This is a genomic window from Streptomyces sp. NPDC034043 (genome assembly GCF_055575675.1).
Window position 1 is genome coordinate 1 of record NZ_JBVISF010000023.1, and the last position, 16138, is coordinate 16138.

At 68.3% G+C, this 16138-nt stretch carries 10 protein-coding genes and 1 pseudogene; 4 read left to right on the plus strand and 7 right to left on the minus strand.

All coding sequences use genetic code 11. The annotated features are described in order from the left end of the window. Window positions 1-380 precede the first annotated feature (380 nt). Both ACZ51S_RS32235 and ACZ51S_RS32240 read right to left on the minus strand, forming a co-directional pair. Entirely contained in the window at window positions 381-1304 is a 924-nt protein-coding gene (locus tag ACZ51S_RS32235) for a D-alanyl-D-alanine carboxypeptidase family protein (RefSeq protein WP_468962852.1), read from the minus strand. Between the two features lie 190 nt (window positions 1305-1494). Further along, window positions 1495-3309: an FG-GAP-like repeat-containing protein gene (locus ACZ51S_RS32240; protein WP_468962854.1), complete on the minus strand. Its 1815-nt coding sequence runs from the start codon at window positions 3307-3309 to the stop codon at window positions 1495-1497. Window positions 3310-4055: 746 nt separating this feature from the next. On the opposite strand from ACZ51S_RS32240, the gene ACZ51S_RS32245 reads away from it, so the two are divergent. The 3 genes and pseudogenes from ACZ51S_RS32245 (at window position 4056) to ACZ51S_RS32255 (ending at window position 10911) form a co-directional block, all read left to right on the plus strand. Continuing rightward, window positions 4056-7598 (plus strand): toxin glutamine deamidase domain-containing protein, encoded by a 3543-nt coding sequence (locus ACZ51S_RS32245; protein WP_468962788.1) that lies wholly within the window; start codon window positions 4056-4058, stop codon window positions 7596-7598. Continuing rightward, window positions 7598-7816, plus strand: coding sequence for a hypothetical protein (locus ACZ51S_RS32250; protein WP_468888946.1), 219 nt, complete (start codon window positions 7598-7600; stop codon window positions 7814-7816). The genes ACZ51S_RS32245 and ACZ51S_RS32250 overlap by 1 nt, the downstream gene beginning before the upstream one ends. A gap of 429 nt (window positions 7817-8245) precedes the next feature. Next, window positions 8246-10911: pseudogene (locus ACZ51S_RS32255) on the plus strand (helicase associated domain-containing protein). A gap of 301 nt (window positions 10912-11212) precedes the next feature. On the opposite strand, the gene ACZ51S_RS32260 reads toward ACZ51S_RS32255, so the two are convergent. The 5 genes from ACZ51S_RS32260 to ACZ51S_RS32280 form a co-directional block, all read right to left on the minus strand. Continuing rightward, the gene (locus ACZ51S_RS32260; RefSeq protein ID WP_468962790.1) at window positions 11213-11752 is read right to left on the minus strand and encodes a hypothetical protein; all 540 of its coding nucleotides are present in this window, start codon (window positions 11750-11752) and stop codon (window positions 11213-11215) included. 47 nt (window positions 11753-11799) lie between these two features. Continuing rightward, window positions 11800-13017, minus strand: coding sequence for a DUF7224 domain-containing protein (locus ACZ51S_RS32265; RefSeq protein ID WP_468962792.1), 1218 nt, complete (start codon window positions 13015-13017; stop codon window positions 11800-11802). Between the two features lie 45 nt (window positions 13018-13062). Then, window positions 13063-13803 carry an ATP-binding cassette domain-containing protein gene (locus ACZ51S_RS32270; protein WP_468962794.1) on the minus strand — a complete coding sequence of 247 codons (741 nt, stop codon included), beginning with the start codon at window positions 13801-13803 and terminating at the stop codon, window positions 13063-13065. A 121-nt stretch (window positions 13804-13924) separates the two neighbouring features. Beyond that, complete coding sequence (locus ACZ51S_RS32275; RefSeq protein WP_206731265.1) at window positions 13925-14275, minus strand: hypothetical protein; 351 nt, start codon at window positions 14273-14275, stop codon at window positions 13925-13927. Between the two features lie 149 nt (window positions 14276-14424). Beyond that, window positions 14425-14841, minus strand: a complete 417-nt coding sequence (locus ACZ51S_RS32280) for a hypothetical protein (protein ID WP_468962796.1) — start codon at window positions 14839-14841, stop codon at window positions 14425-14427. A 691-nt stretch (window positions 14842-15532) separates the two neighbouring features. On the opposite strand from ACZ51S_RS32280, the gene tpg reads away from it, so the two are divergent. Next, window positions 15533-16093: a telomere-protecting terminal protein Tpg gene (gene tpg, locus ACZ51S_RS32285; protein ID WP_468962797.1), complete on the plus strand. Its 561-nt coding sequence runs from the start codon at window positions 15533-15535 to the stop codon at window positions 16091-16093. Window positions 16094-16138: the final 45 nt, after the last annotated feature.

Consider the following 16138-nt stretch of genomic DNA (forward strand, 5'->3'; position numbering starts at 1 on the left):
GCTCGCCGACCGCTACCGCGCCGGAGCCATCCTGGCCTCACTGATCCTCTGGCTCCGCGAACCAGTCCGTGATCATTTGTCAGACACCCCCTAGCGGTCTTGATCCGGGCGCAGCGGGACCGTGCGGCCCACCGGGCGCAGCCGGCCCGCCTGGTCGTAGCGGCCCAGAAATAGGAGCTGGGGTCGGGTGAGGCTGCCGGTGATCGCGAAACTCTCGATGGTCCGAGTGCGCTCTCCCCCCGACGGCGGCCAGAGCCCGGCCGGGTGACTACGTCCGGCCGGGCTCTGTGTGCGTGGGATTGGCCTGTCTTGCTGTCAGCGTGGGATGGCGTCGACAGCTAGGCCCTGGCGGTGGAGGTGATGGTCACCGTGCCGCCGGTTCAGTCAAGGATGTCGGGGATCGGTTCGGTGTGGCTGCGCTGGAGGGCGTTCTTGGAGCCGGCGGCCGGGCCGAGGGCCCAGTCGGAGAGTGCCATGGAGTCCATGTAGCGCTCTTCGTCGTTGAGCAGGACGCCGATGATTGTCTTGCCGTTGCGGGTGACAGTGAAGACGAGGCACTTGCCGGAGGCGGTGGTGGTGCCGGTCTTGACGCCGAGGGCTCCGGGGACTGCGTAGCCGGTGGGGCGCGGCTGGATCAGGAGGTTGGTGTTGCTCCAGCTGGCGAGGGTGGAGGTGCCGCCGGTGCTGTAGGTGGTGGTCTTGACCAGGGTCTGGAACAGAGGGTTGGTCATCGCGTGCTGGGTGAGCTTCGCGAGGTCGCGTGGGCTGGAGAGGTTGTTGCCGGTCGGGGAGATGCCGTCGAAGGAGTCGAAGACGGTGTTGGTCATGCCGAGTTCCTTGGCCTTGGCGTTCATCTTCGTGATGAAGTCCGCCGTGCGGGCCGCCGTGGTTGTGCCGGTGCCGAAGGTGTCGGCGAGGGCGTAGGCGGCGTCGCAGCCCGAGGGCAGCATCATTCCGTACAGCAGCTGACGGACCGTCGGTGTCGCCCCGGTCTTCAGCTGGGCTGAGCTGGCGCCCTGCCTGGATACGTAGTCCAGGTACTCCTGCTTGACGGTGACCTTCTGGTCGAGGTTCAGGCCCGGCAGGGTGGTGACCACCATGGCGGTCATGATCTTCGTGGTGCTGGCCATCGGGCGTTTGGTGTCGGCGTCCTTGGCCATGAGCGTGGTGCCGTTGGTGCCGTTGATCACGATCGCGCCGGCTGCGGTGAGGGACGGCGCGGGCGCGGCGTGGGCGGGTGTCGTGGCTGTGAGGAGGGCGCCGGTGGCGATGGTCACTGCGAGCGCGCCCTTGGCGCGCCGCATCAGGGTGGAGATCACTTCTGTCCTTGATCGTGTGGAAGAACTCCGGAGGGTAGGCGCCGCGAAGGCGCTCCCGTCCGGGGGAACGCATGCCGGATGCCGGCGTTGGTGTCAGCCGGAGTCGTCGTGATCCGGTGGGCGGGCGCCGCCGCATCGCAGGAGGTGTCCTGCTGCGTGCGACGGCGGGTGTGAGTCAGGGCTGGACGCCCTCGAAGGTGCCATTGCCCCTGCCGCGGTGGAAGGACATTTTGTTGCCCTTCCAGCTGACGATGTCGAGCTTGCCGTCGCCGTCGACGTCACCAGTGACGATCTTCAGATCCGTCCAGGTGCCGGCCGCGGCCAGACCGCCGGAGTCCAGGGTTCCGGCGGCGTTGCCGGTCCAGCGGACCAGGGCGCCGTTCTCCCAGACGCCTACGACGTCATCACGGCCGTCGCCGTTGAAGTCACCGGTGCCCAGGATGATGACGCTCTGGAAGGAGGCGTCGGGCCAGATCTTCTTGCCGCCGCTGAAGTCGAGCTGGTTGTTCGCACCGACCTTGTAGGCGTACAGGTCGCCGTTGGGGCGGGTCGCGAGGACGCCGTCCTTCGGGCTGGCAGGGTCGAGCTTGTAGCGGGTGAGGTGCTTGAGCTGCGCCCAGGTGGCGTTTTGGGGGCTGAGGGTGACGGTGGTGGCGAAGGTGCCGTCGCCCTTGCCGGCGTGCAGGAGGATGCGGTCGCTCTCCCAGACGGCGGCGATGTCGCGCTTGCCGTCGCCGTTGAAGTCGCCAGTGAAGATCCGCTGGACCGTCTTCCACACACCCGGGGTGCCGACGGCCGTCGGGGCCGTCTCGAAGGTGCCTTCGGCGCGGCCGCGGTAGACCTGGAGGGTGCCGTTCTTGTCGACGGCGACCAGGTCGGCCTTGCCGTCCCCGGTGAAGTCCGCCAGCGCACGGTGGTCGGTCAGGTTGGTGGTGTCGGGGCCGGGCACGGTGAAGTAGCCCTTGATCCACTGTCCGATGTCATCGACACGGACGTCGTAGGCGCCGGCGGTGGGGTTGGCGGCGTCCAGGCAACCGGTCTGGCCGGAGCGGGCGGTGATGCCGACGAGGGCCAGCTTGCCGTCTTCTGTTCGGACGGCTGGGCCGCCTGCGTCGCCCTGGCAGATGGTGGCGTCGGCGGGGGCCTTGGGCGCGAGGAGCATTCCGGTGGCGTCGGAGGCACCCGTGGTGAAGGTCGCGGCGTGGAGCTTGGAGGGTACCCAGTCCGTCTTCGTACGGCCGAACCCTGCGATGGTGAGGTCCTGGCCGGCTGCCGGAGGGGCGGTGGACAGGGCGACCGGGGTGACGGTGGAGGCGGGCTTGTCCAGGCGGGCCATGACGAGGTCGCGGTCAGCGCGGGGGACGAGTTCGACGATGTCCGTGGTGTGGCCGCCGGACGTGGTCAGGTCGGTGCGGCCGACAGTGACGGTCGTCTTCTCCTTGGGTGTGCCTGCCGTCACGGTGCTGGTGTCCGCGGGGTTGTCCGCGAGGCAGTGTTTCGCGGTGAGGACCCAGCGGGGGTCGACCAGGGTGGCGGTGCAGGACCGCTTCCCTTCGCCGATGGTGATCTTGCCGGTGAAGGCGAGGGTGGTGTCCCCGGTGGGTGCGGGCGGATTGGTGTTCTCGCTGGTGACGCGGAGCTCGATCAGGGTGGAATTGACGCGGTCCGAGGTTGCCTCGCCGTAGCCGGTGAAGTCGTTGGCGGGTGCGTCGATGACGGTCTTGGTGCCGTTGGTCTCGATGGTGGTCTTGACCGGGTAGGCACCGGTCCAGATCCCGAACGCGGACGGCAGCTCGAGGGAGAGGTAGGCGGGCTTCGCCTTGACGTCGAAGCAATAGTCCTTCAGGCCACGGGTGTTGACGATCACGTCCTGCGTACCGTCACACGCCTGCAGCATCAGGTTGCCGTCACCGCGCTTGAGCGTGACGCCCTTTTCCGCCTGGATGGCCGCCGCGCCGGGGTAGGAGAAGTCCTCAACCGCGTAGGACATCGCGTCCACGCCCGGCAGGGCAGTGTCAGCGCTCGCCGGGGGTGCGGCCGCGAGAGACAAGCCGGTCAGTGCGAGCGCTGACGGAACATTCACTATCAGATATCTGCGCGCGCGGGATATAGCCATCACGGACCTTCCAAATAAAGCAGGATACGGGACACACAGGCCCCTATAAAATTTCCCCAGCAAGCTAATCACAACCAAGATCAAACCTCTGCCGAATAAGCGATGATCAACGTCTCAAAAAAACTTTGCGCCGAAGTACAACCATCGACACTACTGACTAGTAGTCAGATCAACGACCCCCGTCCACACCAGGAGCGACCCCCGGCACACCCACCCATGGCTGAGATTGTATGGCTGAAAATGCAGGTCACCGGCCTAGCGTGACGACGGGGCAGGGTGCGGAGGAGGCCTGTCGCGGCTGTACGATCTTCCGGACCGAGCCCCTCTCGAACGGCATGACGGGCAGCCCTCAGGCGCATACATCACAACCCAGAGTTCCGACCAACTCATCCCCTTGGGTCAATTCCATGCCGTTCTAGAGGGCTTAAGTTCGATATTCCAAAGGGGGCGCTGTAATGAGACGGCGAATATCCTCCCGACCATTCGATTCGGGAGCATTGAAAAGTTTTTCCGCGCGCAACTTCGGCCTACGGGGGCTTCTTGCGGTCGGCCTGTTGTCTGGGCTGCTGGGTACGCCCGCGGCAGCGGCAGCGGATGCCCCACCCCTGTCGCCGCAGGAGGTGCGCGCGCAGGTCGTCACCCTCTGGGAGACCGGCGGCCCGGGCATCAAGGAGGCCGCCGAGCAGGCGCTGCTGGGCGGGCCGGAGGCGATAAGGAAGTTCCTGGACGAAGCCGGCTCCATTGAGCACGACGACAACAGGGTCGACGCGGCCCGGATGGCCATGGCCGGCGGACCCGCGGTCCGCCAGGCCGCCAAGAACGCCATGTCCGGGTCACCTGCCGACTTGGAGGAGTTCCTCCTCGACGGATACGAGGATCCGCTGGATGACGACCGCAGGGTCGACATCGCACGGATCGTCACCTACGGCGGTCCCGGCGTCCGTGAAGCCGGCAAGGCGGCACTGCAGGGCAGCTTCGCCGATCGCGAGGAGTTCTTGAACTCCGGCCAGTACGCGGCCCAGCAGGACGACAACCGGGTGGATGTGGCCCGGATGACGAACACCGGTGGACCGAATGTCAAGGCGGCGGCGAAGGCCGCGCTGAAGGGCACGCCCGAGGACATCGTCGAGTTCCTTGAGGTCGGGCAGTTCACCGCTCGCAGCCGTGACCAGGTTCACGCCTCGATCGAAGAGCTGACCGAGCAGGCCAAGCAGGCCGGCAAGCAGGCCGAGGGCGCAACCAAGCTGGCTGAGGAAGCCTCCGCCAAGGCCGTCACTGCGGCAGAGCTCGCCAAGAGCGCAGCCCAGAACGCAGCCAGGGAGACTCAGGCTGCCAAGGCCGACTCGAAGCGCGCTGCGGTCAAGGCCAGGCAGGCCGCCGACGCCGCCCGGGCCGCTGCCTCCGCCGCGCAGGAGGCGATCGGCTCGGCCAATGCCGCCAACCGCGCCGCGCGCCGTGCCGCACTGGCCGCGGCCCAGACCGCCTCGGCGGCCGCCGCGGCCGCCGACGCGGCCAACAGGGCCTACAACGCCGCGATCGCCGCGGCCGGAAACGCCGGCCAGGCCGAAGGCGCCCGGGCCGCTGCCGCCACCGCGCGTGCCGCAGCACAGTACGCACGGGAGTCCGCGGCCGCGGCGGATTCTGCGGGCAGGGCCTCCAAAGCTGCTGGTGAGGCGTCCAGCGCGGCCAAGGGCGCGGCCGCAAACGCTGATGCCGCCGCAGCCGCCGCCGAGGAAGCGAACGGATACGCCGACCAGGCGGGCGTCCACTCCGGCGAGGCCCGTCAGGCTGCGGGTGAGGCACGTCGCCACGCCACCGCCGCGCGTGCCGCCGCCGACCGCTCGTCCACGCTGGCGAGCCGCTCGGCCAGTGCGGCCTACAGTGCGAAGGACTCCGCGAACTCCGCGGCCGCGCACGCCGAGAACGCCGCTGACTTCGCCGAGGAAGCCGCCCGTCAGGCCGGCAACGCCGCCACATACGCGGACCAGGCCAAGAAGAACGCCGATGCCGCCAAGACCGCAGCAGAAACAGCAACGGCCGCGGTGAAGAAGGCCCGGGAGGTCTTCGACCTCGCCAACGAGACCGAAGCCGCCGACCTGGCCACCCGCACCGAGGCCGCCATCGAGCGCGCCCGCTCGGCAAAGTCCGCCAGTGACCAGGCCATCTCCGCCTCAGCCGCCTCCCAGCTCAAGGCCCTGGGGCTGCAGGAAACCGCCACCCTCCTCGCCCAGGAAGCGGCCCGGCCCGACGTCGACGCCGCCTCCACCGCCAAGAAGGGCCGCGAGCTGGCCATGGAGGCGATGAAGCTCCTGGGCCCCTGGCACCAGGAGGCCGCCGCCCGCGCGCTCGCCGGCACCGACCAGGAGGTCCGGGACTACCTGCGTACCCGATGGAAGGAAGCCGAGCAGCAAGACGTGCGCCAGCGCGTCCTGAACCTCAGCGCCCAGAGCCCCTACGCCGGGGTACGTGCCGCGGCCGTCGAGGCGCTCAAGGGCGCGCCGGAGCAGATCCAGGGCTTCTACACCACCGGCCAGTACTTTGCTGGCGCCGACGACATGAGGGTCGACGTCGCCCGGCTGACCAACACCGGCGGCCCCGGTGTCAAGGAGGGTGCCAAGGCCGCCCTCGCCGACGGCAGCGGCAAGGCCCTCGCAACCTTCCTCCAGATCACCCAGTACGCCCAGCGCGTCGACGACGAGAGGGTCGTCGCCGCTCAGCTCGCCACTGCGGGCGGGGACGAGGTCAGGGCCGCCGCCAAGATCGCCCTGGCCGGACCGGCCAACCAGCTGCATGAGTTCGTCGCCACCGGCCAGTACATGGCCCAGCGCAAGGACGACCTCGCCGACCACCACAAGAACCAGATCGAAACTCTCCTCGCCGAAGGCGACGCGGTCGCAGCCAAGGCGCAGGAGAACCGCTGGAAGGCCGCCGAAGCAGCCTTCAGGGCCAAGCAGGCCGCCGCGGAGGCCAACGACGCAGCCATCCAGGCCCAACAGTCCGCCAACCAGGCGGCCGGACACGCCGCGTCGGCGAAGGCCTCGGCAGACAAGGCCGCCGCGAGCGCCACCGCGGCCGCGAAGTCCGCCGCCACTGCACGCGGCGCCGCCAACCGCGCCGAAGCCGACGCCTCCGCCGCAGAAAGCTCCGCCTCCCAGGCCGAGTTCTCCGCCAGCTACGCCCGCCAGTCCGCCCACGACGCGAACAAGTCAGCAGATACCGCCCGCGCCTCCGCGATCGCGGCCGGCAAGAGCAGTGACGCCGCCGAGGCCGAGGCCCAGCAGGCCCGGGCCGCATTCTTGATCATCCGCGAGCGGGAAGAGGCCGACGCCCGCCGCCAGGCCGAAGAGGACCGCAAGCGGCAGGAGAAGAACAAGCCCCAGCGGATCTGCATCCCGCATCCCTCCCGCGAGACCATGGCACCGATCATGGCCTGCGCGCGGGAGGCCAAGATCGACTTCAGCGAGTTCGACCCCACTCTCCGGGCGATCGTGTGGGAACTCTCCGGCGCGGCCGACATCGAAAAGTGCATCAACAAGCCGACAATCCTCGGCTGCGTCATGGCCGGCGCCGGTGTCCTGCCGGTCGGCAAGCTCAAGGCCGTCGGCAAGCTCGCCGTCAACGGCATCGAGGCCGTTGTCGAGAACAGGAAACTCCTGCGATCGCACACTCAGATCAACCTGCCTGAGGTTGGCGGTCTCCGCATAAAGTCGGATACGCCGTCAGGGCATGTACCCGCATACGGTGGAATCAATTACTGGACGCCACAGACACCAGAGCTACAGAAACTGATCAACTCGATCGGCGGAAAAACCAATTGCATGGTCTGCGCAATCGAGTCAGACAGCGTACTTGCAGGCAGGGGCTGGAAAGCCGCACCAGACATAACACCCCAGTATTACTCGTCTATCGAAAAGGTTCTCGGCAAACGCTTCAGGCAAGGAGAGAGCTTCGCCGGGATCGTGCGGTCGATCGATCGGGCCGGCCACGGTGCGCAGGGTATAGTATTCGGTCAGAGAAAGAAAACCGACGCCAATCCTGAAGGTGTTGGCCATTACTTCAACGTGATCAATAGGAATGGGCAGGTCATGTTCATCGATGCCCAATCAGGCCAGGCGCGAAATGTTGCGCTTTACGAGGCCTACATGTTCATGAGGACTATATAATGGACACGAATGAGGCCAAAGAAACGGCTCAGGCGTTCATCGGCAACGGCTTCATCGCCACCGCCGTTCAGGTGCGCGGAGAGAATTTCTACGTCAGCTATCGCCCTGCTCAAGGGGATTCCAGGGGCCTTGGGGGCAACATGCCCGTCGAAGTAAATCCCACATCCGGGAAATGCCGCCATATCAGCATTGACGAGGTGTTTGAAATGGACTTGTAGAGCCGAATTCCGGGCACTGCAAGTAAGGACTGCAGCCAGTCAAAACAAAGGCGCCGCTCTGCGCACAGGGCGGCGCTTTTGGCATACCCGTCCAGGGGTGCCCGGGACCAGCCGCGGTCAGGCGCTCAGCAACCTGCGAGGCCGGGCACAGGGCACCGTGCGGCCGACCGCCCGCAGTCGGCCGGCCTGGTCGTGGCGGCCGAGGACGAGCAACTGCGGACGCGACCGCCGCCGTGACGTCGGCCCAACGCTGGCCGCTCCGGCAGGGTTACGTCAGCCAGGCGCGGGCCGTCAGTACCGTGATGGTGGCGGGTCACCCGGCCCGTGCTCCGCTTCCTACCGCACCCCGCGGTCACGCAGTCGGGCCGTGGCTATGGGCGAGGCCGTGCGTCTCGGCGCGGCACAATGGGGCGTCGGGGAGGCAGCTAAATGACTGCGATTCAGCTCAAGGAACACCAGGTCGACCAGCGATCCGCGTTTCGTAAATGGGTCGGATTCCCTGCAAGGTCACCCGTGCCCCCGCAGGGGTCCCGCGGCACCATCGTGTCCGCGACCGGCTCGGGCAAGACGATCACGGCCGCCGCGTGCGCGCTGGACTGCTTCCCGGGCGGCCGAATCCTGGTCACCGTCCCCACCCTGGACCTGCTCGCACAGACCGCCCAAGCATGGCGGCTCGTAGGCCACCGGGCCCCGGTGATCGCGGTGTGCTCGCTGGAAAACGACCCGGTGCTCAACGAGCTCGGGGTGCGCACTACCACGAACCCGATCCAGCTCGCCCTGTGGGCCGGGCACGGGCCCGTGGTCGTGTTCGCAACGTACGCCTCCCTCGTCGACCGCGAGGACGTCGACGCACTCGAGGAACAGCGGAAGGTCCGCGGGCCGCTGGAGGCCGCTCTGGCGGGCGGGGAGCGGCTCTACGGGCAGCAGATGGCGGGCTTCAACCTCGTGATCGTGGACGAGGCGCACGGTACAGTGGCGACCTCGGACGGCCCTGGGCGGCTATCCACGACAACGCCCGCATCCCCGCGGACTTCCGGCTCTACCTGACCGCGACCCCGCGGATCCTGGCCACGGCCCGCCCGCAGAAGGGCACCGAGGGCCAGGAGGCGGAGATCGCGAGCATGGCCGACGACCCGGACGGCACCTACGGCGCGTGGCTGGCCGAGCTGGGACTGTCCGAGGCGATCGAGCGGGGGATCCTTGCCGGGTTCGAGATCGACGTCCTGGAGATCCGCGATCCGTCGCCCGTTCTCGGGGAGTCCGAGGAGGCGCGGCGGGGCCGGCGCCTGGCGCTGCTGCAGGCCGCGCTCCTGGAGCACGCCGCAGCGTACAACCTGCGTACGGTCATGACCTTCCACCAGAAGGTGGAAGAGGCGGCCGCGTTCGCGGAAAAGCTGCCCGAGACGGCCGCCGAGCTGTACGTCACGGACGCCTCCGACGCCGACCTGGCAGCCGCGGAGCAACTGCCGAAGTCGTCGATCGAGGCGGAGTTCTACGAGCTGGAAGCCGGCCGCCACGTCCCGCCCGACCGGGTCTGGTCAGCGTGGCTGTGCGGGGACCACCTCGTCACCGAGCGCCGCGAGGTCCTGCGGCAGTTCGCAAACGGCATCGACGCCGACAACCGGCGCGTGCACCGGGCGTTCCTCGCCTCCGTACGCGTCCTCGGGGAAGGCGTCGACATCACCGGCGAGCGCGGAGTGGAGGCGATCTGCTTCGCCGACACCTGCGGCTCCCAGGTCGAGATCGTCCAGAACATCGGCCGCGCCCTCCGCCTCAACCGCGACGGCACCACGAAGATCGCCCGCATCATCGAGCCCGTCTTCCTGGAGGCTGGCGAGGACCCGAAGGACATGGTTGCCTCAGCGAGCTACAAGCCGCTCGTCGCCGTCCTCCAGGGCCTGCGCTCCCACGATGAGCGCCTGGTCGAGCAGCTCGCTTCCCGCGCCCTCACAAGCGGGAAGCGCAAGCTGCATGTCCGGCGCGATGAGGACGGGCGGATGGTCGGGGCCAGCGGCGAGCGCGAGGACCAGGAGGACGGCACCGATGCCGCCGTGGAGTCGGCGCTCCTGCACTTCTCCAGCCCGCGCGACGCCGCCACGATCGCCGCGTTCCTGCGCACCCGGGTCTACCGGCCGGAGTCCCTGGTGTGGCTGGAGGGCTACCAAGCCCTCATCCGCTGGCGGGCCGAGAACGGCATCACCGGCCTACACGCCGTCCCCTACGACACCGAGACCGAGGTCGGCGTCACCAAGAACTTCCCGCTCGGGCGGTGGGTGCACCAGCAGCGCAAGGCCCTACGCACCGGAGAACTCGAGGAGCGTCGCAAGACGCTGCTGGACACACCCGAGGCCGGGATGGTCTGGGAGCCCGGCGAGGAAGCGTGGGAGAACAAGCTCGCCGCCCTGCGGTCCTACCGGCGGGCCACCGGGCATCTCGCGCCCCGGCAGGACGCCGTGTGGGGCGAGGTCGACGAGATGGTGCCCGTCGGGCAGCACATGGCCAACCTCCGCAGGAAGGGAGCGAAGAACGGCCTGGGCAAGGACCCGGACCGAGCCGCTGTGCGCGCGGCGCAGCTGACCGCCATCGACGAAGACTGGGACTGCCCCTGGCCGCTCGACTGGCAGCGGCACTACCGCGTGCTCGCAGACCTGGTCGACGCCGACCGCGTCCTGCCCCACATCGCCCCAGGCGTCGTCTACGACGGCGACGACATCGGACGATGGCTCCAACAGCAGAAACAGCCGGCCCACTGGGCGCGACTGCTACCCGAACAGCAGGAACGGCTGACCAGGGTGGGCGTGCAACCCGACCAGAAGCCGTCTCCCGCCCCCGCAACCAGCCGCGGAGCGAAGCGACCGAGCAAGGCGCAGCAGGCATTCCAACGCGGCCTGACAGCCCTCACACAATGGGTCGAACGGGAAGGCGCCCACCGGCCCGTCCCCCGCACCCACGGGGAAGAGATCGCGGTCGAAGGCGAGGCCGAGCCGATCGTCGTGAAACTGGGCGTATGGGTCACCAACACCAAAAGCCGACGGGACAAGCTCACCGCCGACCAGCTCGCCTCGCTCGCGAAACTGGGCATCGACTGGGCCTGAGCCTGACCGGCGCTGAGGTGGCATGTGTGGGACCCCGGATAGAAATCGTTCCGGGGTCTCGAGCCATGGCCCATCACAGGCCGCGAAGCCGAGGCAGGAAGCCAGTGAGGCACTGCCACGTGTCCAGGGTTACGCCCCTTGAGCCAGGCCAATTCGCTCGCCAAGGACGAAAGAGTGACCTGCGGTGCCTGCTGAACTGGGATCCGGATCCGCTACGAGATCCGAGCCGACCTCCACCTCGGACTGCTCCACCTCGCCTGCAGCATCCTCTGCTTGCGACGACTCGTTCTGAATCGATCGGTCATAGGGTGACGCGCGGGCGCTTGAGGCTGCTGAATGTCGCCCCGGCGATGAGGACCGCAACGCCCGCCAGGAAGGCGGGCATGCTGGCCGCAGGGTGCAGGACGATGGCCCACGGCTGCGCGCCACGACCGCCGCTCTTCCATCCCCCCACGGCAAGAACCAGGGGTACGGCGGTCAGGACCGGCGGTGTGATCCGGGCGCCGGCGAGGGGGGCGAGGAGCAGTGCAAGTCCGAGGTAGAAGGCGGTGTTCCGGCCGATGGCCAGGGCCACGGGGGCGGCTCCCGCGAAATGCCCGAGGACGGCCATGGCCAGGGTAAGGACCGCGCATGCACCGGCGAGGAAGACATCCCAGCGGTGGACTGCCCGCACTGCCACGGTTTCCGTGGCCGTGCGGGCGCGGCCCGTGAAGGCGAGCCAGATCACGGCGGGGACGACGGTGATCAGCGCGGCGAACAGGAAGTTTCCGGCACCGCCGACCATCGCGGGGATGGGGATGCGGCTCTGCCCGAACGCCAAGCCGGCGCCGGCCGTCACCACGGTGACGGTGACGATCGTAGGAACGTTGCGGGATGCGGCCCACCAGTTCACCGGCCCGCTCCTTCAGGGTTCAAGGCTGGCTTCTGGTCGCATCCGGTGAGCGCGGCCCGGTTCGCCTCGTACCAGGCGTGCTGACGGTCAGAAGGCAGCGTGAGGACCTGCTGGGCGAGCTTCGCGTCGTCGGGGGAGACACGGCCCTGGACAGGCGCCGGGGGTGCTTGGGTGGCGATGGCCGTCAGCCATGCGGTGAGCGGCCCTCGCGCGGGGAACGCAGGGTACTTGTGGCTGGTTCGGGCGCATTCGGGTACGGGGGGCAGGAGGGTGTTAGCGAGGTTGGCGGTGATGTCCTGCTCGCGGACCTGGCCCTTGCCTCCGAAACCGGCCTGTCCGGGTTTGAGGTCACGGCTTTGGGTGAGGGAGGGGACCACGGGAAGCCCGACGCCCTTCAGTCGGCTGGTGTAGGCGCGAGTGGTCGCCACTATCCGCGTGCGCCCCGGGGTCTCGGGCCACAGGCACACTTCCGGAACGCCAGCGGTGTCACAGACCAGCGCGTCGGGGTTCCGGTCTGCGACCGGGTTGTAGCCCATGTTCACGACCATGAGCACCGAGGCTGCGGACGCGGCGACGAGGGCGGTCAGAGGCTTCCAGCGGTCGGTCTGGGCGATCGCGAGGAGGCATGCGGTGATGATCCCGCCGCTGAAGAGCAGCGGCGCCCATACCGCCACGGGGTCGATCACCGAACCGACCGAGCAGCAGCTGTCGTAGGCCCCCGCGACCAGGTGGCGGGGCCATGGGGTGTCCCAGGATCCGGGGAACGCGGTCAGGCAGAACCCGGCGACCATGGCCAGCGGTGCGGCCGCAAGGTGCGGGAGGCGGCCGCCCAGGAGGTAGCCGGCCAGCGTGGCAGCGGCCATCAGCAGCGCGTACACCGCGAGCATGCCCAGATGGGAGAGAGACGGAAGCGTTGCCGCGGCCGAGACCGCGACACCGGCCGCGATGAGCATTCCGGCAACGCCCATCACCCAGACCGGGGCCAGCAACGGCAGCACGATGGCGAGCCGGCTTCGGGAAGGAGCTTGCCCGAAGACGTCGCCCCGGCGCAGGCGTGCGCCTTCCCACGCTCCGCTCGCCGCGCACGCGGCGGCGGCGAACGGAATGGCGTATGAGGCGTTGCCGAGCACCGACGGCCCGTACCCGGGGACAGTGCCCGCGGTGATCGGGGCCGACAGGAGCAGCAGGATGTAGCCCGCCAGGAGCACGAGCATGATTCCGGCGGAGGAGGACCGCAGGAGAGTGGTGATGCGCATCGGTCAGATCTCCCGTCCGACGAGCATCATGTAGGCAGCTTCGGCCTGGTCGCGTCCGCGTGTGGCGGTCGGCGCCAGGGCGTGGAAGTCGGCGGGGCCGCCCTGGAAGCAGATCTTCCCGTGGGCGAGGACCGCCACCTGTGTGTACAGGTCGGCGAGGTCTTCCGTCTGGTGCGTGGAGACGACCACCTGCACGCTGTCGGCCAGGTCCTCGACGAGTTCGCGGAAGACCAGGCGCTGCGTGGGGTCGAGGCCGGCGGTCGGCTCGTCCATCAGGATCAGCCTGCTGCGGTGGGTCAGCGCCCCCGCGATTCCCATGCGCCGAAGCTGGCCACCGGACACCTGGTGGCTCTTGCGCCCCGCGAGGCGGGTGAGGTCGACACGGCGCAGCGCGTCCTCTGACGCTTTCCAGGCCAAGTCCTTCGGCATGCCTTTGAGCCATCCTGCATAGGCGACCTGTTCGCGTACGGTCAGCCCGGGCATGGGGGTGATCTGCTGGGGGATCCACGCCACGCGTTCACGGTAGGCGGCCAGATGGCGGCCCGTTGCGGCGCTTCCCTCGAAGGTAACCAACCCGGAGGAAGGAGACAGGTGGGATGCGGCTATTGCCATCAGCGTGGACTTGCCGGCTCCGTTCGGGCCGAGGAGGACCGTCGCCCGTGCGTCAATCCGGAGACTGAACTCGCTGAAAACGGGCGCATTCCGGCCGTAGCGGAAGGAAACGCGATCAAAGATCAGAGACATGAGGAACGCACAATCCGCCTCCCGCTGTCAGCGGTAAGGCCTTGCTCATGGGAGAGTGGACACCAGAGGGTCCCGGTGCTGAATCCACCGGGACCCTCGTACTACGTGTTCAACGTCGGCACTACCAGCCGACCTTCACGTAGCGGACGGAGATGTACGTGCCGCTGGACACGTCCGTCAGCGCGAAGTAGTAGTTGCCCGCATCGTCGGGGTCGCCGTAGTCGACCCACCCGCAGTAGTTTCTCCGGGTTCCCTTGCTCCGGTCCGGGGCGCTGGGGACGTCCTTCCACAGACGCAGATCGGCGTAGTTGAACCCACCGCCGCCGTCCGCCGTGCAGCCCTCGAAGTAGATGCCCGTGTAGTCCGAGCTGCTGTTGCTGTCATACCAGCGCCGCGACTCGTTACCTGCCCGCCACGAGCCGATGGACGACTCGAATTGACCTTCCGTCGCCCCGGCGTGTGCCGGAACCACGGACACCGCACCCACTAACGCGGCCCCCGCCATCGCACCGGCCCACGACCTTAAACCGATCTTCACTCGATCCCTCTCATGTCTGGGGCGCCACCGTATCTGAGCGCCGCCTGGGAGCCGGCAGGCCCGACTCCGGATTCGATCTGCGGCTACCAGCCGACCTTGACGTAATCGATCTTGATGAAGTCGCCCTGGCCGACGTCCGCCAGCTGGAAGTAGTAGTTGCCCGCATCGTCGGGATCGCCGTAGTCGACCCACCCGCAGTAGTTGTTCCTGGTGCCCTTGCTCCGGTCCGGGGCGCTGGGGACGTCCTTCCACAGACGCAGTGACGCGTAGTCGTAGCCCCTGAAGTCGTCCGACTGGCATCCCTGGAAGTAGACGCCGGTGTAGTCCGAGCTGCTGTTGCTGTCATACCAGCGGCGCGACTCGGTCGGGGCCGTCCACCATGAGATGTAGGACTCGAACTGGCCCTCGGTGACGCCCGCGTTCGCCGGCGTGATGCCGCCGATCCCCAGGAGCACAACACCGGCCATCAGACCGGCTGCCTTCTTTCGCCGGGTACTCATCGGATCCCCTTCCCTTCTCGTTGACCCTGTGTGAGGGAATGACGGAGGGAGGAAACATTCGCACAAGCGCCTCCCCCCAAGGCGCCTTGAACCATATCCGCAGAACACCCCATTCCGTGGCGGGTGTTCGAGTGTGGCTCAATTGCACACCTGCCCCTTACACCCCGTGCAACACGGGCCAGGTGCAAAAACCACAAGCCAGAGGGATTGCAGACAGTCACCACATTGTCTCGATCACGAGCCCGCCCCACACCCGCCCCGCTGGCGATGTCCGGACTCGGGCCCGACCCTGGCTGCTCCTCGTGGAGAACACCGCCGCGTTCACAGGCCTCCGCGAAATCCTCGGCACCTGGCCCGACCGCAGCCAGGTCGGATGGCTCGCCTTCGGCGAAGGCGACCACACTTCACTGATCTCCCGGAACGCAACCACGCAGTTTGCGAAGCAGCGGTTTCGTGACAGCGCCCGACAAGGCCCAACGCCACCCCGTGTCAGTACGGCAAGGCCAGGCACCGCCTTCGTGTCAGCGAGCGCAACACACCTGGACGCGCCGCCAGCGGAAGTCGGAGACCTCTATCGCAGCGGGGATGCCAGCGTCAGCCGTATGCCGGATACCGCCCGCCGTCGCGGGGTGGTGGCGAGGATGGACCTGCTGGGGCGTGGGATGCGGTGTCGTCGAAGGGGGCTGGTGGGATGGTGCGAGCCATAGGTGATGGGCTGGAGCGGCTCCTGTACACGCGGCCGGTGCCTGCGACCACGGCGGATCGGCTGAAGGCCCTGCTGCGGTGGGAGCGGGGCTCCACCCTGCGGGTCGCCGCCGTCCTGGGCGTGTCCCAGCGGACGGTCCAGCGATGGATAACCCGCAAACCGGGCGGCCGGGGGCGCCCCAGCCCCCGCCACGACCAGAAGATCGCCGAACTCGTACAGGCCCGCTGGCAGCCGCTGATCCGTGCCCGTCGGCGTGCAGCGGCCGAGAAAGGCGGCGTGGTCGTCCATACCCGCGCCCGGTTCGGGTTCAAGGCCGGTCCCGCAAGCTCCGACGACCCGCGCATGCGGCGCATCACCGGGCGCCTGAACCCCACGGTGACGCAGCAGATCTTCGCCGCCCTGGACGCGGGCGCCAGCGAGAAGCAGCACGAGCTGATCATCGGCCGAGCTCTGGGACACCTCTACTTCCGCGACGCCGGCCGGCGCGCCCACGGTCTGCACGTCACCCTCCTGGACATCGACTTCATCGAGTTCGGCCTCCAGTAAGACGAAGGGTGCCCGGTCTGCGGCTGCGGCGCCACGGGGCGGGCG